At 58.1% G+C, this 18,613-nt stretch carries 17 protein-coding genes; 7 read left to right on the top strand and 10 right to left on the bottom strand.

The genetic code is table 11. The annotated features are described in order from the left end of the window. Window positions 1-9: 9 nt before the first annotated feature. The 6 genes from AAC620_RS11685 to AAC620_RS11660 form a co-directional block, all read right to left on the bottom strand. Window positions 10-996, bottom strand: coding sequence for an adenosine deaminase (locus AAC620_RS11685; protein WP_340245199.1), 987 nt, complete (start codon window positions 994-996; stop codon window positions 10-12). Between the two features lie 10 nt (window positions 997-1,006). Next, entirely contained in the window at window positions 1,007-1,168 is a 162-nt protein-coding gene (locus AAC620_RS11680; RefSeq protein ID WP_340245198.1) for a hypothetical protein, read from the bottom strand. Continuing rightward, window positions 1,165-2,349: a phosphopentomutase gene (locus AAC620_RS11675; protein ID WP_340245196.1), complete on the bottom strand. Its 1,185-nt coding sequence runs from the start codon at window positions 2,347-2,349 to the stop codon at window positions 1,165-1,167. Before AAC620_RS11675 ends, AAC620_RS11680 begins: the two co-directional genes overlap by 4 nt. Continuing rightward, window positions 2,350-3,660 (bottom strand): thymidine phosphorylase, encoded by a 1,311-nt coding sequence (locus AAC620_RS11670; RefSeq protein ID WP_340245194.1) that lies wholly within the window; start codon window positions 3,658-3,660, stop codon window positions 2,350-2,352. Between the two features lie 8 nt (window positions 3,661-3,668). Then, on the bottom strand, window positions 3,669-4,082 hold the full coding sequence (locus AAC620_RS11665; RefSeq protein WP_340245192.1) for a cytidine deaminase: 414 nt from the start codon (window positions 4,080-4,082) through the stop codon (window positions 3,669-3,671). Between the two features lie 116 nt (window positions 4,083-4,198). Next, entirely contained in the window at window positions 4,199-6,091 is a 1,893-nt protein-coding gene (locus tag AAC620_RS11660; RefSeq protein WP_340245190.1) for a propionyl-CoA synthetase, read from the bottom strand. A 155-nt stretch (window positions 6,092-6,246) separates the two neighbouring features. Between AAC620_RS11660 and AAC620_RS11655 the strand changes: the two genes are divergently transcribed. Continuing rightward, the gene (locus tag AAC620_RS11655; protein WP_340245188.1) at window positions 6,247-6,498 is read left to right on the top strand and encodes a hypothetical protein; all 252 of its coding nucleotides are present in this window, start codon (window positions 6,247-6,249) and stop codon (window positions 6,496-6,498) included. Between the two features lie 18 nt (window positions 6,499-6,516). Here AAC620_RS11655 and AAC620_RS11650 read toward each other — a convergent pair whose 3' ends face one another. Both AAC620_RS11650 and AAC620_RS11645 read right to left on the bottom strand, forming a co-directional pair. Then, window positions 6,517-8,796, bottom strand: a complete 2,280-nt coding sequence (locus AAC620_RS11650; protein WP_340245187.1) for an NADP-dependent malic enzyme — start codon at window positions 8,794-8,796, stop codon at window positions 6,517-6,519. Window positions 8,797-8,902: 106 nt separating this feature from the next. Beyond that, complete coding sequence (locus AAC620_RS11645) at window positions 8,903-9,670, bottom strand: NAD kinase (RefSeq protein ID WP_317655467.1); 768 nt, start codon at window positions 9,668-9,670, stop codon at window positions 8,903-8,905. 235 nt (window positions 9,671-9,905) lie between these two features. On the opposite strand from AAC620_RS11645, the gene glyA reads away from it, so the two are divergent. After that, the gene (gene glyA, locus AAC620_RS11640; RefSeq protein WP_317655468.1) at window positions 9,906-11,201 is read left to right on the top strand and encodes a serine hydroxymethyltransferase; all 1,296 of its coding nucleotides are present in this window, start codon (window positions 9,906-9,908) and stop codon (window positions 11,199-11,201) included. Between the two features lie 6 nt (window positions 11,202-11,207). Here glyA and AAC620_RS11635 read toward each other — a convergent pair whose 3' ends face one another. Together AAC620_RS11635 and AAC620_RS11630 are read right to left on the bottom strand one after the other, a co-directional pair. After that, window positions 11,208-12,359 (bottom strand): M24 family metallopeptidase, encoded by a 1,152-nt coding sequence (locus AAC620_RS11635; RefSeq protein WP_340245184.1) that lies wholly within the window; start codon window positions 12,357-12,359, stop codon window positions 11,208-11,210. After that, complete coding sequence (locus AAC620_RS11630) at window positions 12,352-13,428, bottom strand: pyridoxal-phosphate dependent enzyme (RefSeq protein WP_340245181.1); 1,077 nt, start codon at window positions 13,426-13,428, stop codon at window positions 12,352-12,354. The genes AAC620_RS11635 and AAC620_RS11630 overlap by 8 nt, the downstream gene beginning before the upstream one ends. 167 nt (window positions 13,429-13,595) lie before the next feature. On the opposite strand from AAC620_RS11630, the gene AAC620_RS11625 reads away from it, so the two are divergent. The 5 genes from AAC620_RS11625 to recJ all read left to right on the top strand — a co-directional run bounded on the left by AAC620_RS11625 (window position 13,596) and on the right by recJ (window position 18,590). After that, window positions 13,596-13,856 carry a hypothetical protein gene (locus AAC620_RS11625; RefSeq protein WP_340245179.1) on the top strand — a complete coding sequence of 87 codons (261 nt, stop codon included), beginning with the start codon at window positions 13,596-13,598 and terminating at the stop codon, window positions 13,854-13,856. Window positions 13,857-13,968: 112 nt separating this feature from the next. Next, window positions 13,969-15,255 (top strand): homoserine dehydrogenase, encoded by a 1,287-nt coding sequence (locus tag AAC620_RS11620; protein ID WP_340245178.1) that lies wholly within the window; start codon window positions 13,969-13,971, stop codon window positions 15,253-15,255. 19 nt (window positions 15,256-15,274) lie between these two features. After that, window positions 15,275-16,252, top strand: coding sequence for a class II fructose-bisphosphatase (gene glpX, locus AAC620_RS11615; protein WP_340245176.1), 978 nt, complete (start codon window positions 15,275-15,277; stop codon window positions 16,250-16,252). Next, the gene (locus AAC620_RS11610; protein WP_340245175.1) at window positions 16,249-16,809 is read left to right on the top strand and encodes a cysteine hydrolase family protein; all 561 of its coding nucleotides are present in this window, start codon (window positions 16,249-16,251) and stop codon (window positions 16,807-16,809) included. Before glpX ends, AAC620_RS11610 begins: the two co-directional genes overlap by 4 nt. After that, entirely contained in the window at window positions 16,809-18,590 is a 1,782-nt protein-coding gene (gene recJ, locus AAC620_RS11605) for a single-stranded-DNA-specific exonuclease RecJ (RefSeq protein WP_340245173.1), read from the top strand. The genes AAC620_RS11610 and recJ overlap by 1 nt, the downstream gene beginning before the upstream one ends. The last annotated feature ends 23 nt before the right edge of the window (window positions 18,591-18,613 follow it).

Raw genomic sequence — 18,613 nt, 5'->3', positions numbered from 1 at the left:
GTCTTCCCCCTAGCTTTCAAGCCGTTTTGCAACGCGCGCGCGGGTTTCCTCATCACAAAAGGCCGCCGCAAGCGCGGTTTGGTTTATTTCCGTGAATTCCGTCTCACCCCACCCAAAATGCTGTTCCAAGGCCTCATATTCACGGCTCATATTGGTATGGAAAAAGGGGGGATCATCGGTTGACACGGTTACTTTGACCCCAGCCTCGCGCAGACGCGCAAGCGGGTGACTTTTCCAATTTGGGAAAACCCCAAGAAAAACATTCGACACAGGGCAGCATTCCAAAACAACACCCGTATCGGCAAGGCGTGCGACCAAGTCAGGGTCACTGATCGCCTCGACACCATGCCCGATACGGGGCGGATTATAGGCATCTAGCGTCTCGCGCACCGATTGCGCGCCCCCCCATTCGCCTGCATGAATGGTGAAGGGTAGTCCTGCCTCGGCCGCGCAATCAAAGCTCCATGAAAAATCGCGCACGTGGCCAATCTTCTCGTCCCCCGCCATTCCAAAGCCGCAAATCATGCGTCCCGCCGTTTCCGCAGCACAGCGCGCGGCCCGTTTCGCCTGATCTGGCCCGAAATGACGAACCGCCGTAATCACGCCCCGCATCGTGATCCCAAAATCCCGCTCGGCGGCATCTGCGGCTTCGGTCATTGCAGAAAGATACTCACGCCAAGCACCAATATCCCCACCGCCGCAAAAATCAGGGGACAAGAAGGTTTCGCAATAAACCACCCCGTGGCCTGCGGATGCCTCAAGCACAGAGCGCGTCAGACGCGCATAATCTTCGGGCGTGGTGAGAACCGATGTTGCCGCCTCATAGACGCGTAGAAAATGCACGAAATCATGAATGTCATAGCCGCCTTGCGCGGTGAAAATGCCCGATAAATCCACCTTTTTTTCAAAGGCAATCTGACGAATAAAATCAGGCTGTGCCGCCCCCTCAAGATGAAGGTGCAATTCAACCTTTTTGACGCGGGCCATATCTGACATCGCCGTTCCCCTAAAAATAATAGCCGAGCGCGGTGACCACTATGGCAAATAAGGTGGCCGCGCGCCATGAGATCACCCGCTGCGACAAGACCCGGGCGGCCAGACGCACGCCAAATAGGGCAGCGACAAAGGTCATGGCAGCATAGATGATTTGACTGTCAATCTGGCTCATAAGGCAGGGGTTCCAATCTGAAGGGGGCCAAGCCCCAAATGCGCAGCAAGACTTGCGCCAATATCGGCAAAGGCCCGAAGGCCTAGCCCTTGGGGTGCATGGTCAGGGGCCGCGACCAAAAATGGGACACGTTCACGGGTGTGATCCGTGCCAACCCAAGTGGGATCATTGCCATGATCCGCGGTTAAAATCAGCATGTCACCCGCGCGCAGCGCCGCGATAATCGGCGCAATCGCCGCGTCAAACCATTCCAGCGCACCCGCATAACCCGCCACATCGCGGCGATGGCCAAAACGGGCATCAAACTCAACGAAATTGGCGAGTGTGAGGCTACCATCGGGGGCGCAATCAACCGCGTGGGCCAGATGTTCCATCAGGCGGGCATCACCTCCCTTATGGCTTTCCGTGATGCCACGATGGGCGAAAATATCGCTGATTTTGCCAATGGCAATGACCGCGCGCCCTGCCTCGGATGCGTGATCCAACAAGGTTGGGTTGGGCGGCATCATCGCGTAATCGCGGCGGTTTTCAGTGCGCTCAAACGCGCCTACGCGACCCGTAAAGGGCCGCGCGATCACCCGCCCTACCCGCATCGCGTGCAGTTGCGGGGCGATCCTTTCGCAGAGGTCATAGAGACGCTCTAGCCCAAAGACCTCTTCATGCGCGGCAATCTGAAAGACACTATCGGCGGAGGTGTAGCAAATCGGATACCCCGTTTGCAGATGTTGCGCCCCAAGGCGTTCGATGATCTCAGTGCCAGAGGCGTGGCAATTGCCCAAAATTCCCCCAACACCTGCGATAGATTGAACCGCCGCGACCAAAGCCTCAGAGAAACTGGGAACGGTGGCGGGGAAATAGTGCCAATCCCAAGGCAAGGCGCAGCCCGTCAATTCCCAATGGCCTGATGGCGTGTCTTTGCCTTTGGCGGATTCTTCGGCCACCCCCCAAATGGCATTCGGTGCAGCCGGTGTCAGGGGTGCAGTGCAGATGCCGCTTGCCAGATGCAAAGCGGCCCCGAGACCCAGACGATCCAAATTCGGCACTCTCAGCGGCTGTGCCTGCGCGATATGGCCCAAGGTATTCGCGCCTGTATCGGGATGGCCCGCATTGAAATATCGGTCTGCGTCTGGTGCGCCCCCGATACCAACAGAATCCATCACCACCAAAAATCCACGCGCCATTCAGCCGATCCTTTCATGGATCAAGGCAGGGCGCGGCGGCCTTTCTTCGGAGAGGGTGAAGGCGTCTAACGCGATTGCCCCCATATGTTTGGCAATCTCAGGGTCGCGCGCATGAATGCGCAAAAGCGGGGTCGTAGGGTCGGCCAAATCACCAATCCGCTGGATGTCAGAAAGACCCACGCGTTTGTCGATCTGATCCTCTGCCTGTAGACGCCCCCCGCCAAGATGCACCACGACCTCGCCCAAGGTGCGGGCGTCAATTGCGCGGATGTAGCCCGTCTTTTGCGGGAAAATATCCACCGCATAGGGCGCTGCAGGCAAGCGATCTCGCCAACGTGCCACAAAATCTGTGGCGCCCCCTTGCGCCGCAACCATACGGCCAAAAACCTCGGCGGCGTGACCTTGGGTCAGCGCGTTTGTCAGTGCCATCTCACCTGCCGCCGCATCAACCGCAAGCCCCGCTTGCACCAAAACCTCACCCCCAAGGCTGATGGTTAGGCGGATCAGATCACTGTCGAGCTTTGGACTGCACAGCGCCTCCATCACCTCCATCATTTCCAAAGAATTGCCCGCTGCACGCGCAAGCGGTTGGTTCATATCGGTGACAAGCGCCGTGGTTTTACAGCCCGCGCTTTGCGCTGTATCCACCAAGGATTGAGCCAGTTGCACGGCCTCTTGCGGGGTTTGCATAAAGGCACCCGTGCCGCATTTCACGTCTAAAACCAAGGCCTCTAGCCCTGCTGCCAATTTCTTGGACAAAATAGACGCCGTGATCAAATCAATGCTTGGCACAGTGGCGGTGATATCACGCAACCCATAAAGCCTACGATCCGCGGGGGCGATATCGGCATTGGCGCTGACAATCGCACAGCCCACTTGCCCTACAATGCGTTGCAAATCCTCAATAGCGACATCAATCTGCAAGCCCGAAATTGCCGAAAGTTTGTCCAAGGTGCCGCCCGTATGCCCCAAGCCACGCCCTGAAATCATCGGCACATAAGCCCCGCACGCCGCTAAAGCAGGGGCAAGGATCAGCGACACACAATCACCCACCCCGCCTGTGGAATGTTTGTCGATCACAGGGCCATCCAGTGACCACCCCAGAACCGTGCCACTTTCCAGCATCCCATGGGTCAGATGGGTGCGGTTCTCAAGGCTGAGGCCGCGCAAACATACGGCCATCGCAAAGGCCCCCGCCTGCGCATCGCTGACAGTGCCATCCGCCAACCCTTCGGCAAAGGCAAACATCTCAAATTCGGTCAGAGTTTGCCCCTCTCGCAATTTTGCCAAGATGCTGCGCGGATCGGCCATGATCTACCCTATTCCATCGCCGATTTCACAAAGGCGCCAGGCAGGATGTCCGCCATGCTCAGGATCGCCTGACTTGTGCCGCGCGTTGTGGCCATGGTGATCAGCACCTCATCTTTGCTGAATTCCCGCAATTTTTGGCGACACCCCCCACAAGGGGCGACAGGAACGGGGCTATCTGCGATTACCGCAACCTCTAGGATCTCATGACAGCCTGCGGCAATCATCGCTGAAATTGCGCCCGCCTCGGCACAGGTGCCTTGGGGATAGGCCGCGTTTTCGACATTCACCCCTTGGTAAATCTGCCCATCTGCCCCACGCAGCGCAGCACCGACTGCAAAGCCCGAATATGGGGCATAGGCGCGCGGACGGATTTCTGCGGCGGCGGCCATCAATGCGGGGTCTGGTGTCTTGGTCTGGGGCATGATCCGCACTCCTTGAATTGCGTTGCCTCAATCTGTCCTGACGAACCGATGCACGCAAGGCGAAAGAAAAAGCGGGCCCAAAGGCCCGCCCTTCATACCGTCTCGCCAAACCCGCCTTAGGCTTTGGGATAGCCCAAGGTTTTCAAGGCCGCTGCAATCTCGTCTAAAATCGCAGGATCATCAATTGTTGCGGGCATTTTATAGCTTTCGCCATCAGCGATTTTCACCATTGTGCCGCGCAAAATCTTGCCCGAACGGGTTTTGGGCAGGCGATCCACCACAACGGCCAATTTGAACGCCGCAACGGGGCCGATTTTGTCACGCACAAGTTTCACGCATTCAGACACGACATCTGCCGCATCTTTGGTCGTCCCTTTATTGAGACACAAAAACCCCAGAGGCATTTGCCCTTTGAGATCATCTGCCACACCGATCACCGCGCATTCAGCCACATCTGGGTGAGAGGCAAGAACCTCCTCCATCCCACCGGTAGACAAGCGGTGGCCCGCCACGTTGATCACATCATCCGTGCGCGCCATGATATAAAGATACCCGTCTTCATCCTTATATCCCGCATCACCCGTCTCGTAATAGCCTTTGAAATGCTCAAGATAGGATTTGCGGAAGCGGGCTTCGGCATTCCACAACGTAGGCAAGGTTGCAGGCGGCAAGGGCAATTTAATCGCAATCGCGCCCAATTCGCCCGCAGGCAATTCATGCCCGCCCTCATCCAAAATTTGCACATCATACCCAGGCATTGGCACCGAGGGGCTGCCGATTTTGACAGGCAATTTTTCAATACCCAATGGGTTGCCACAAATGGCCCAACCCGTTTCGGTTTGCCACCAATGGTCAATCACTGGCACGCCAAGTTTTGCCTGCGCCCATTGGATTGTGTCAGGGTCGGCACGCTCACCCGCCAAGAACAGCGATTCAAGGCTAGAGATGTCATATTTTCCAATAAAGCTGCCTTCTGGGTCTTCGCGCTTGATCGCGCGAAAGGCCGTTGGGGCGGTAAACAGGCATTTGACCTTATGCTCATCAATCACGCGCCAGAACGTGCCTGCATCAGGCGTTCCAATAGGTTTGCCTTCAAAGACGATTGTGGTGCAGCCAAAGGTCAGAGGCGCGTAACAAATATAGGAATGCCCCACGACCCAACCCACATCAGAGGCGGCCCAAAACACCTCGCCAGGGTTCATGTCGTAGAGATTGCGCATTGACCAATTCAACGCAACCAGATGGCCGCCTGTATGGCGCACAACGCCCTTTGGTTGGCCCGTTGTGCCAGAGGTGTAGAGAATATAGGCGGGGTGGTTGCCCTCTACGGGCACACAAGGCGCGGGCGCAACCCCGTGTTGGAAGCCATACCAATCGACATCGCGCCCATCGGTCAAGCTTGCCACTTCTTGCTCGCGCTGAAAGATCACGCAGAAATCTGGCTTATGGGCGGCGGCCTCGATGGCCGCATCCAAAAGCGGTTTATAATGCACCACGCGGCCCGGCTCGAGGCCACAGGAGGCGGCGATGATACATTTGGGCTGCGCATCATCAATGCGCACCGCCAATTCAGCCGCAGCAAAGCCGCCAAAGACCACCGAATGCACCGCGCCAATGCGCGCGCAGGCAAGCATCGCCTCAACGGCCTGGGGCACCATCGGCATATAGATAATGACCCGATCCCCTTTGGTCACACCTTTGGCCTGAAGGCCACCCGCCAGAAGCGCGACACGTTCTTGCAATTCTGCATAGGAAATTTTCTGAACCGTGCTGGTGATGGGGCTGTCATAGATGATAGCGGTGCGATCCCCATGGCCTGCGGCAACATGGCGATCGACCGCGTTCCAACAACCATTCAGTTGACCATCTGCAAACCATTCATAAAGAGGCGCGTTTTCATCAGACAGCGCGTGGGATGGTTCAACATCCCAATCAATGGCAGAAGCAGCCTCCATCCAAAACCCTTCTGGGTTGGAACGGGCATACTCATAAATCTTTTGATAGCTCATGCGGGCCTCCCTTTGCTTGCGCAATTTTCTATCCCTTCAACCATAGCTTGCGCAAGAAGGTGACTTTGACGCAGGCGCGAAAACTGCGACCATGCGCCACTTTGTTTTAACGGCGTAGACGTTAGATGGGGGAATATCGAACAGGAGCCTCCCCCATGACCATGTCCTTAAACGAAGACACAAGCCACTATATCACACGCCATGTCACCTATCGCCTGCCCGTCATCGGGCGCATCGCGCGCGAGGTGGTCGAGGGCGAAGTAGACAACAGTTTTGCCCTTATTATCATGGTTGTTTCGGCTGTTGCCTCGGCCGTGCTGATTTGGGGATTCCCCGCACTGATCATCTCGGCGCTTGGGGCAACCGCATTGATGTTTCTCACACTGTTGCGCATCACCTTTGGCTAAGGCGCGGCAGTGCGCCTGTCAGCCATAGGTGGCGACAGGCGTGCCTGCGAGGGCAGAAATATTCAACAGCCCCCGCGCGGTGATTGAGGGGGTGACGATATGCGCGCGATTGCCCATCCCCATAAGAATCGGCCCGACTTCCAGCCCGCCCGCCTTCATCTTTAGGATGTTCCGTGCCGCCCCAGCGGCATCAGTATTGGCAAAGACAAGCGCGTTGGCCTGCCCCTCAAGGCGCGAATTGGGGAAAATTCGGGCGCGCAGTTCAGGATCAAGCGCGCTGTCGATATGCATCTCGCCCTCATAGGCGAAATCAAGCGCCATTGCGTCCAGAATATCAAGCGCCGCGCGCATCCGCCGCCCACTGTCACTGTCGAGATTGCCGAATTGACTGCCAGAACACAGCGCAATTTTTGGCGCGATGCCAAAGCGGCGCACATGACGGGCTGTGGCAATCACCGTCTCGGCGATTTGCTCTGGCGTGGGCTGCGCATGAATATGCGTATCGGCAATAAAGAGCGGGCCATCTTCCAAAATCATCAAGGACAGCGCCCCAACGGGATGTAACCCGTCACGGGCCAAAAGCTGGCTGATATATTTCAAGTGCCACAAATACTGGCCAAAGGTGCCGCAGATGAGGCTGTCTGCCTCTTCGCGATACACCATGACCGCGCCGATGGCAGTGGTGTTGGTGCGCATAATCGCACGGGCCAAATCGGGGGTCACCCCGTGACGTTCCATCACGCTGTGATAGCTGCCCCAATAATCCCGATAGCGCGGGTCATTTTCGGGGTTTACGATTTCGAAATCCACACGCGGGCGGATGGTCAGGCCTGCCCGCTCGGCCCGCATTTCAATCACATCGGGACGACCGATAAGAATGGGGGTGTCTGTGGTTTCCTCAAGCATGGCTTGGGCCGCACGCAAAACGCGCTCATCCTCGCCTTCTGCGAAAGCGATACGGCGGGTCGTGGTGGCCGCTGCGGCAAAGACAGGGCGCATGATAAGCGCAGAGCGGAACACCGCCTGATTAAGTTTGGCGCGATAGGCGGCGATGTCATCAATGGGCCGCTTCGCCACCCCCGAACTCATAGCCGCCTCAGCCACGGCACTGGCCACCACACCCATCAGCCGCGGGTCAAACGGCTTGGGGATCAGATAGTCAGGGCCAAAGGTCAGCTGCTCGCCCTTATAGGCCGCGGCCGCTTCGGCACTGGTGGTGGCGCGTGCTAAGGCGGCGATGCCTTCAATACAGGCAATTTGCATCGCGTCATTGATTTCGCTTGCGCCGACATCCAAGGCGCCGCGGAAGATGAACGGAAAGCATAAGACGTTGTTCACCTGATTGGGAAAATCTGACCGCCCTGTGGCAATGATCGCGTCAGGCTTTACCGCGCGCACATCATCGGGGGTGATTTCTGGGTTCGGGTTCGCCAAGGCAAAGACCACGGGACGATCCGCCATGCGCGCAACCATCTCGCGCGTCAAAACACCCGGGCCAGAGAGGCCAAGGAACAAATCCGCCCCCTCGATCACATCGCTTAAGGAAGCAGGGCTATCGCCTTGGGCATATTCGGCTTTTTGCGGGGTCATCCCCGCCTCACGGCCCCGATAGACCAGACCATCCAAATCGCAGAGCCAAACATTCTCACGCTTGAGGCCCAGTTTCAGCAGCATATTGAGGCAGGCAATCCCCGCCGCACCGCCGCCCGTAGACACGACCTTGATATCGGCAAAGGATTTCCCCGCAAGACGCAGCGCATTGGTTGCGGCCGCGCCCACGACAATCGCCGTTCCATGTTGGTCGTCATGGAAAACGGGAATATTCATTCGCTCGCGGCACAGTTTTTCTACGATAAAACAATCTGGCGCTTTGATATCCTCAAGATTGATTGCGCCAAAGGTTGGCTCAAGCGCGCAAACAATATCCGCCAGTTTCTCGGGGTCGCTCTCGTTCAATTCAATGTCAAAGCAGTCAATGCCGGCGAATTTCTTGAAAAGAACGGCCTTCCCCTCCATCACAGGCTTAGAGGCGAGTGCGCCAATATTGCCAAGGCCTAGCACAGCCGTGCCATTGGTCACCACGGCGACAAGGTTGCCGCGTCCTGTATAGCTTTCGGCATGGGCGGGGTCTGCTTTGATTTCAAGGCAGGCTTCAGCAACGCCGGGGCTATAGGCCAAGGACAGGTCGCGCCCATTCGCCAAAGGCTTGGTCGCGCGCACCTCCAATTTCCCTGGTTTCGGGCCTGCATGATAGGCAAGCGCGCGCTGGCGCAAACTGTCATTGCTGTCTTCAGTCATGATCTATTCCCAATCGGCTATGGTCGCCAAACAGCCGCAAACGGCCGCCCTCCGCAATTAGTTTAACGTTAAACTATCGCCTAGGAAAGGGCAAATCCCGTTTGGATTACACGAATTGCTCGCGCAAAAGCCGCTCTTCCAAACCATGGCCTGGATCGAACAGGATACGATGGGTCACGTCTTGCGCGCTGGATATCTCTACATGGGTGACGTTGTTCACCGAAACGCTATCGGCATCTGCCATCACAGGGCGGTGATCAGGATCGACCACTTCGAAAATCACATTGGATGATTTATTGAGCAGCGCCCCCCGCCACCTGCGTGGACGAAACGCCGCCACGGCGGTCATCGCCAAAACATCTGCACCAATGGGCAAAATCGGGCCATGCGCGGAATAGTTATAGGCGGTCGAGCCTGCAGGCGTGCATAACAGCGCGCCATCGCAGACCAGTTCTTGCATGCGCAGTTTTCCATCAACATGGATGCGCAGCTTGGCGGCTTGGGGGCCTGCGCGCAGCAAACTGACCTCATTGATCGCCAAAGCCTCGATTGTTTCGCCTGTCGCGCGCCGCGCCTTCATCCGCAACGGGTTGATCTGCGCCTCCTCCGCCGCAGTGAGGCGGGCCATCAAACCATCGGCAGAATATTCATTCATCAAAAAGCCGACCGTGCCACGGTTCATTCCATAGACAGGACGATTGAGCGGTTGGGTTTCGTGCAAGGTCGACAGCATAAAGCCATCCCCGCCAAGCGCCACGATGATATCGGCCTCCTGAGGCGTTGATTGGCCATAAGCCGCGCTCAATTCCGCAAGGGCTGCCTGCGCCATCCGCGCCCGCGAGGCCAAAAAGGCTATTTTCAAATCTTTGCTCATCTGCGCGACCTTTGCGAGACAGGGGTGACGCCATCCTGTTCCCTGCCATGCCGAAACACAAGACCCCGCAAAACAGTGCAAATTTGCCCGCCTTGCAGGGCGGCAGGGCGCGACTCTCTGTCGAATTGCCGCTTTCGCCCTTTTCCAAGGGGCTGTTCTGCCCTAAACCCCATGCGATAGACAGCGCCCGCGCGTGACCCAACAAAACGCGCCCCCGATGTAAGGAGCCCTCACTATGACTGCGCCCCACCGTGACGATGGATTTTTCACCGAAGCCCTCAGCACCCGTGACCCTGAAATCTTTGGCGCGATTACCAAAGAATTCGGTCGTCAAAGCGAAGAGATCGAATTGATCGCCTCCGAGAACATCGTCTCGGCTGCTGTGATGGCCGCGCAAGGCTCGGTGATGACCAACAAATATGCCGAAGGCTATCCAGGTCGGCGGTATTATGGCGGCTGCGATTATGTCGATATCGCAGAAAACCTTGCGATTGAGCGGGCCTGCAAATTGTTTGACTGTGCGCATGCCAATGTGCAGCCCAATTCAGGCAGCCAAGCGAACCAAGGGGTTTTCACAGCTCTTTTGACGCCCGGCGATACCATCTTGGGCATGAGCCTTGATGCAGGCGGCCACCTGACCCATGGCGCCAAGCCCAACCAATCGGGCAAGTGGTTTAACGCCATCCAATACGGCGTGCGCAAGCAGGACATGGAAATCGACTATGACGCGATTGCCGAACTTGCGGCTGAGCATAAGCCCAAAATGCTGATCGCGGGCGGCTCGGCCATTCCGCGCGTCATTGATTTTGCAAAAATGCGTGAGATTGCTGACAGTGTTGGGGCCTATCTTTTGGTCGACATGGCGCATTTCGCGGGGCTTGTGGCATCGGGTCATTACCCCTCGCCTTTCCCACATGCGCATGTTGCAACCACCACCACGCATAAAACCCTGCGCGGGCCACGCGGCGGGATGATCCTGACCAATGACGAAGATATCGCCAAGAAGGTCAATTCTGCCATCTTCCCCGGCATCCAAGGCGGGCCCTTGATGCATGTGATCGCCGCCAAGGCCGTGGCCTTTGGTGAGGCGCTGCGCCCTGAATTCAAGGCCTACCAGACCCAAGTGATTGCCAATGCCAAGGCGCTGGCGGATCAGCTGATGAAGGGGGGCTTGGATATCGTCACAGGCGGCACAGATACGCATTTGATGTTGGTTGACCTGCGCCCCAAAGGCGTAAAAGGCAACGCCACTGAAAAGGCGCTTGGCCGTGCCAACATCACCTGCAACAAAAACGGCATCCCGTTTGACACCGAAAAGCCGATGATCACCTCGGGCGTGCGTTTGGGAACACCTGCGGCCACAACCCGTGGCTTTACCGAGACCGAATTCCGCCAAGTTGCAGATTGGATCGTTGAAGTGGTCGATGGCTTGGCCGCGAATGGTGAGGACGGCAATGGCGCCGTAGAGGCGAAAGTTGCCGCAGAGGTAAAGGCCCTCTGCCAGCGCTTCCCCATCTATCCAAGCATCTGATAGCGCTTATAAAATTGTAATGTCACGCGGGGCGGGGTTTGTTAAAAACTCCGCCCCGTTTTCTGTCAGGACAATATTTTCTTCGGCGACCAATATCCGCCCCTGCCCTAGATCAACAGATGGCTCAAGCGTGAGAACCATACCTGCGAGCAGCCTTGTCTGATCGTGCGGTGTCAGGGATGGCCATTCAGTCAGCGTCACGCCCAACCCGTGCCCTAAGCGACCACCACAAGGTGTGCCGCCGCGCGCCGTAATTTCGCGGCATAGCATCGCGTGCAGGTCTGAGGCGCGTATATTCGGCGCGATCCCCTCCATCACCGCATGGATCGCATCTTGTAAAATCTGATGCCCGCGGGCCGCCTCAGAGCTTGGGGTGCCGATGGCAAAATTGCGATCAAAGTCACAAAAATAGCCGTCTTTCACCGCGCCTGTATCAAGCATCAAAATATCGCCACTCTGCAGGGGTGTCGGCGCGGCAGGTGAGATCACATCACCATAGCCCCCCTCGCCCGCGCCCCCTGCGACATAGGACACCCAGTCGGCCCCCTCCTCGAGCAGCAGGATTTGAAAGGCCCGAAACACCGCGTCTAAAGGCGTGCCAACACGGGCAATTTCATCAACGCGGGCAAAGGCACGATTGCCAATGGCGCAGGCGGCGCGCAATTTTTCAATCTCAAGCGCTGATTTTATCTCGCGGGTGCGGTGCATGATATCTGTCGCATCCACAAAACTGCGGGGGGCGAGACGGGTTTGCAGCGCAAAGAAATCCCCCAAAGGCATCCGCAGCTGCGTCTCTAGGCCCATGGCCACACCGACCTTTCCGTCTTTGGATGTGACGTCACATAAGGCCTCAGCCAACAAGCTGACCCCATCATCTTCGGGGCGCGGCGCGGGCCATGTGCGGATATCGGAGATCACCGATTTCCCCATAAGATAGGCCCCAATCTCGGGGATCACGGCGATTGGGGTGCCTGTGGCGGGGATCACCACAAACCAAGGCCGGGCGGGACTTTCCCAAAAGCGGGTGAGAAAACCCGTAACATAGAAAATATCCGCGGCTTGGGTCAGCAAAATAGCATCTAGGCCTGCGGCCTGTAGGCGGGCCTGAATCGCGCTATGACGGTGGTGATATTCAGAGGGCGGAAACAGGTCAGACATCCTCTGGCCCTTCGCTCAACACACAAAGAACCCGCGCATCGGGTGGGAAGTCATAGCCAAGATAGGCCGCAGCAATCACGCCCGCGGCACCCGATGGCGTGGAGGCAAGCCCCGCTTCGGTCAAGCGCGCGGCGCCCGAGGCCGCTTGACCATCTGAGATCGTCAAAAACTGATCCGCATCGCGCGCCAGCCCCGCAAGCGCCACAAGCGAGGCGGTTTTGCAATCAAGCCGTCCCATGATTGAGACAGGGCCGTGGCTGTCGACCACATGACCCGCGGCAATCGCATCTTGCAGGGCGGGGGCTGCGTCAGGCTCGACCACGATAATCTGCGGGGTCTGCCCCCACGTGGCGCGCGCATGGGCGGCCAAGGCCCCTGCCATGCCACCCACACCTGCTTGCAAGAAAATATGGGTTGGGGGGCTGTCCAGTGCTTCGGCCATTTCCGCCCCGATTTGCAAATACCCCTCCATCACGAGATAGCCTTGGGTCATCTCACCTGCCCATGTGCTATCGGGCAAAAGCGTGCCTTCCCCCGCCGCGGCTGCAGCCTCGGCGGCCTTCATACTTTCCTCATAGGTTGCCCCTGCACGGCGCGGCTCCGCCCCTTGCGCGCGCAGACGATTGGCAAAAGCCTCAGGGACAGTGTCAGACAGATAGATTAGGGCACGCGCGCCAAAGACCCGCGCGCCTGCCGCAACAGACAGACCATGATTGCCCGCACTTGCGGCGATAAACGCGCGGCCTCTCAGGGCCGTGCCGTAGTCAGTGGCCCCATTTTCCATGGCTGCGCGCGCAGCGCGGGCGATGACATAGGCCGCGCCCAAGGCTTTGAAGCTTCCAAGCCCCATACGCGCGCGCTCATCTTTAACGAAAAACGCGGCCGTCCCTGCCGCTTTGGCCAAATCATCGCGCACCAAGAGGGGCGTGGCCGCATAAGCGGGACACTGTTCCAATAGCGCCTGAACGGGGCTTGCATCCTGACTGGGAAAGCATTGCAAATCAGGCAGACCCGCCCCGCGATAAGGGTTTTCGTGGATCGCGGTTGGGTGCAAGGCTGCATCTTCCATGGCGCAATGTCCCTTTTCTAATCGCACCAAGCCTCAGACCAGTTTATCGGCGCTTTCGTGTTCCCCGCGTCACTCTAACCACAAAAACCGCCAATTTGCCAAATGGCAAAGGCCTGAGCACGCAAACAAGGCTAGACCCAAGCCGATTGGCGCGCTATCGCAAGGTCATGCGATATATCACGCCCCTTTTGCTGGTCTTGCCCTTCGCGCTGTCTGCTTGCAGCGCACAGAACAGCGCGCGCCAAGATCTGCGCACTGCAAGTTACCCCGCGCTTTTGCCGCTTGGCGCGCTTGAAGTTGAGGGGGTGCGTGACCCCACTCGCGCCGAGACGCCAAGCACCGCTGAGGCCACTGTTGGGGAATTGTCCGAGCGCGCTGAAGAACTGCGCCGCCGCGCCGCTGCCTTGGCCAACGCGCCACTCAATTAAATCCTTGTGGAATAGTTGCCCTGCCTGCGTTGCACCTCGCATTGGAAGGGGCTAACAGGGGTTCAACTTAAGAATGTGCGCCTTGCGCATAAGTATTTGGAGGTTCGGGATCATGGAACGCCCTTTGCGTCTTGCAATCGCAGGTCTTGGCACCGTTGGCACAGGTGTCATCAAGATGATTCAGAACAATGGCGCGCTCATTGAAGCCCGCACAGGGCGCAAGGTCACCATTTCCGCCGTAAGCGCCCGCAGCCGTGACAAAGATCGCGGCGTGAATTTGGCGAAATACGCATGGGAGGATGATCCCGTGGCACTGGCCAAGCGCGAGGATGTGGATGTCTTTGTTGAACTGATGGGCGGCTCGGATGGCCCTGCCAAGGCCGCGACCGAGGCCGCGATTGCCGCAGGCAAAGATGTTGTTACGGCCAATAAGGCGCTTTTGGCCTTGCATGGGCAAGAATTGGCCGAAGCGGCAGAGGATAAGAACCTTGTCCTGCGCTTTGAGGCTGCAGTGGCGGGTGGCATTCCAATCATCAAATCCTTGACCGAAGGTTTGGCAGGCAACCAGATCACCCGCGTGATGGGCGTGATGAACGGAACCTGCAACTACATCCTCACGCGGATGGAAAATGCGGGCCTCACCTATGAGGAGGCGTTTGCCGAAGCCGATGGCCTTGGCTATTTGGAGGCGGATCCACAGCTTGATGTGGGCGGCATTGATGCGGGTCATAAATTGGCGCTTCTGTCCTCTATCGCCTTTGGCACAAAGGTTGATTTTGACGGCATGCGCCTTGAGGGGATCGGCGCTGTCACCATCGAAGATATCAATCGCGCGGCTGATCTGGGGTTCAAGATCAAACTTTTGGGCGTGGCGCGGATGACAGGCCGTGGCCTAGAGCAGCGCATGAGCCCTTGCCTTGTTCCCGCCTCGTCCCCCTTGGGGCAGCTTGAGGGCGGAACGAATATGGTGGTGGTCGAAGGCGACCATGTTGGTCAAATCGTGCTGCGGGGCGCGGGTGCAGGCGAAGGCCCAACCGCCAGCGCGGTGCTGTCTGATATTTGCGACATTGCGCGCGGCATACGGGTTGCAACCTTTGGCCAACCTGCAAAAACCCTCAAGGCAGCCCCACCTGCATCAGCGGCTTCGGCGGCCTGCTACTATATCCGCATGACCTTGACCGACAAACCAGGCGCTTTGGCAAAAATTGCCACAGTTTTGGGCGATAATGGCATTTCTATTGATCGGATGCGCCAATATGATCACCCAGACGAGGCCGCGCCTGTTTTGATTGTGACCCACAAAGCTGCACAGCCCGCGTTGCAAGAGGCGCTTGCCGCCCTGCCGCAGACGGGTGTGCTGATGAGCCCCCCTGTCGCCCTGCGCATCGAAGACGTCTGAAAGAAAGGCCATACCGCCCATGTCGCAAAAATCCGATTTCAATGATCGTATGCTCTCTTTGGGCTTGGCCCGTGTTTCTGAAGCGGCGGCGATTGCCTCGGCAGATCTTATTGGCCGCGGCGATGAAAAGGCCGCCGACCAAGCCGCGGTAAACGCCATGCGCGAACAGTTGAACCTGCTTGATATCCAAGGTGTGGTTGTCATCGGCGAGGGCGAACGGGACGAGGCCCCCATGCTCTATATCGGCGAAGAGGTCGGCACGGGAACTGGCCCCGCGGTTGATATTGCGCTTGATCCCCTAGAAGGGACAACCCTGACCGCAAAGGATATGCCTAACGCCCTGACAGTGATTGCGATGGGGCCGCGTGGCTCCATGCTGCACGCCCCCGACACGTACATGGATAAGCTTGCCATTGGGCCGGGCTATCCTGAGGGCGTCCTTAATCTGGATATGACCCCTGCAGAACGTGTCATGGCCTTGGCCAAAGCACGCGGATGCAGCCCAAATGACATTACAGTTTGTGTTCTCGAACGCCCCCGCCATGAGGCGATGATTGCAGAAATTCGCGGCACAGGCGCCTCAATCCGTTTGATTACGGATGGTGATGTCGCGGGGGTGATCCATACGGCAGAGGCCAATCTGACAGGGATCGATATGTATATGGGCCAAGGCGGCGCGCCCGAAGGGGTATTGGCTGCAGCGGCCCTGAAATGCATGGGTGGTCAGATGTGGGGCCGCTTGGTGTTCCGCAATGACGATGAACGCGCCCGCGCCACTAAGGCAGGCATCAGCGATTTTGACCGCGTCTACACACGCGATGAAATGGTGACCGAAGATGTGATCTTCGCGGCAACAGGCGTGACCTCGGGCTCAATCCTGTCGGGGATCAAGCGCGAACCTGGATGGCTGACCACCGAAACAATCTTGATGCGTTCTAAAACAGGGTCGATCCGCCGAATGAGCTATCGCCACCCGACCCAACGGGGCGTTGAATGACGCAGGGACTGATCCTGATTGATTTTCAAAAAGGCTTCGAAGCGCCGATATGGGGGCAGCGCAACAATAAGGACGCAGAACCAAACGCCGCAGGGCTGCTTGCGGCATGGCGCGCAGGCCATGCGCCTGTTGTGCATGTGCGCCACGCCTCTGCGCAGGCGGGCAGCCCCCTTGCCAAAGGCAGTGCAGGCTTTGCCTTTATGGATGCGCTTGCCCCCACGGGCGATGAGCCTGTGTTTGAGAAATCCGTGAATTCTGCATTTATCGGCACGGGACTTGAGGCATATCTTCGCAATCACAGCATAAAGGCGGTTGTTATTGCGGGGCTGACCACGCCTCATTGCGTCTCAACCAGCGCCCGCATGGCTGCCAATTTGGGTTTCGATGTAATCCTTGCACATGACGCCTGTGCGACCTTCGCGCGCAACGGGAATATGTCGTGGTCTGACGCAAGCATTGCGATTGACCCTGAAACCAGCCACCAGATCGCCGTTGCGCATTTGCATGGCGAATTTGCCCGCGCGCAATCTTGTGACGAAATCCTGAAAAGCCTGTGATGAATGATGATCTCGCACAACCTCTCTGCCTTGATGTCGGCCTGTCACTCGGCCACAAACGATGGATTGCGCCCGCCCCTGAGGTGATGCGCCATGCCGCCGCCATCAAACGCGAGGCAGACCTGCCCGAGGCGGTAGCGATCTTGTTGGCACAGCGGGGCGTTTTGCCCGAACAGGCAAAGGCGTTTTTAACCCCTGCTTTGCGCAACCTCCTACCTGACCCGCGCAATTTGCGCGATATGGACAAGGCCGCCGCGCGCATCTTGGACGCCCTGACCGCGCGCCAAAAAATTGCAATTTTCGCAGATTACGATGTCGATGGCGGCAGTTCGGCTGCGCTATTGGTCGATTGGCTGCGCCAAATGAGCCACAGTGCGACCCTCTATGTGCCCGATAGAATTGACGAGGGCTATGGCCCGAACATCCCCGCAATGCAGGAGTTGGGCGTGACACATGATCTGATCATCTGTGTGGATTGTGGGACATTGTCCCATGAACCGATTGCAGCTGCGGGCTGCGATGTTGTTGTTCTCGATCACCATTTGGGCGGTGCAGATTTACCAACCTGCGTGGCCGTGGTGAACCCAAACCGCCAAGATGAGACAGGCGACTTAGGCCATCTCTGCGCCGCTGCGGTGGTCTTCTTGGTGTTGGTCGAGATGAACCGCCGCCTGCGCGAGGATCATAGCACAACAGGCCCCGACCTGATGGCGATGCTGGATCTTGTGGCGCTTGCCACAGTGGCGGATGTGGCGCCCCTTGTGGGGGTAAATCGTGCCTTTGTGCGTCAAGGTCTGACGGTTATGGCGCGGCGCGCGCGGGCGGGGCTTGTGGCGCTGTGCGATGTGGCGCGCCTTGATCGCGCGCCAAACGCCTATCATTTGGGCTTTGTCCTTGGGCCACGGGTCAATGCGGGCGGGCGTATCGGTGAGGCAGATCTCGGCGCGAGGCTGTTATGCGAAACCGATCCGCACAAGGCCCAAGCGATGGCAGCCCGCCTCGAAAGCCTGAACACCGACCGCCGCGAGATTGAAGCCGCCGTGCGGGAGGCTGCCCTGACCCAAGCCGAAGCGCGTGGTCTGGATGCCCCGCTTGTGTGGGCCGCAGGCGATGGGTGGCACGCAGGCGTGGTGGGCATTGTTGCAAGCCGCCTGAAGGAGACAGCAAACCGCCCCTCCATCGTCATCGGTTTTGACGGGGATGCGGGCAAAGGGTCGGGGCGTTCGGTTGCAGGTGTTGATCTGGGGGCTGCAATCCAAAAGCTTACCGCAGAAGGGCTGATTGAAAAGGGCGGCGGGCATAAGATGGCCGCAGGTCTGAGCCTTCATCGTGCGCAACTCGAGCCTGCAATGGCGCGCCTATCTGATCTGTTGGCCCGCCAAGGCGCGGGCGAGAGCACATATCAGGATTTGAGGGTTGATGCCGTGATCCTGCCCTCAGGTGCTACACCTGACTTGCTCGAGATGTTGGAGCAGGCAGGGCCATTCGGCGCTTCTGCCCCTGCCCCGCGTTTTGCGCTGCCAAGCCTAAGGATTAGTTTCACGAAACCTGTGGGCGAGGCGCATCTGAAATTCACCGCCACCGATGGCGGGCCCGTTGCCATGGAGGGCATCGCCTTTGGCGCGATGGACGGCCCGCTTGGCCCCGCCTTGCAAGAAGCGCAGCGATCGGGGCGGAAAATGCATTTGGCGGGGCGTCTTGAATTAAACCATTGGCAGGGCCGCACCAAAGTGCAACTGCGCCTTGAGGATGCCGCATGGGCGGAGGGCGCGCCGAGCTAAGCCCCAATAGGGCCAGTTTGCAG

Origin of the sequence: Roseobacter sp. HKCCA2468, from assembly GCF_037805105.1 — a bacterium.
Lineage (GTDB): Bacteria > Pseudomonadota > Alphaproteobacteria > Rhodobacterales > Rhodobacteraceae > M30B80.
The sequence above is the reverse complement of the archived record's forward strand: the minus strand, read 5'-3'. Positions and strand labels throughout refer to the sequence as shown.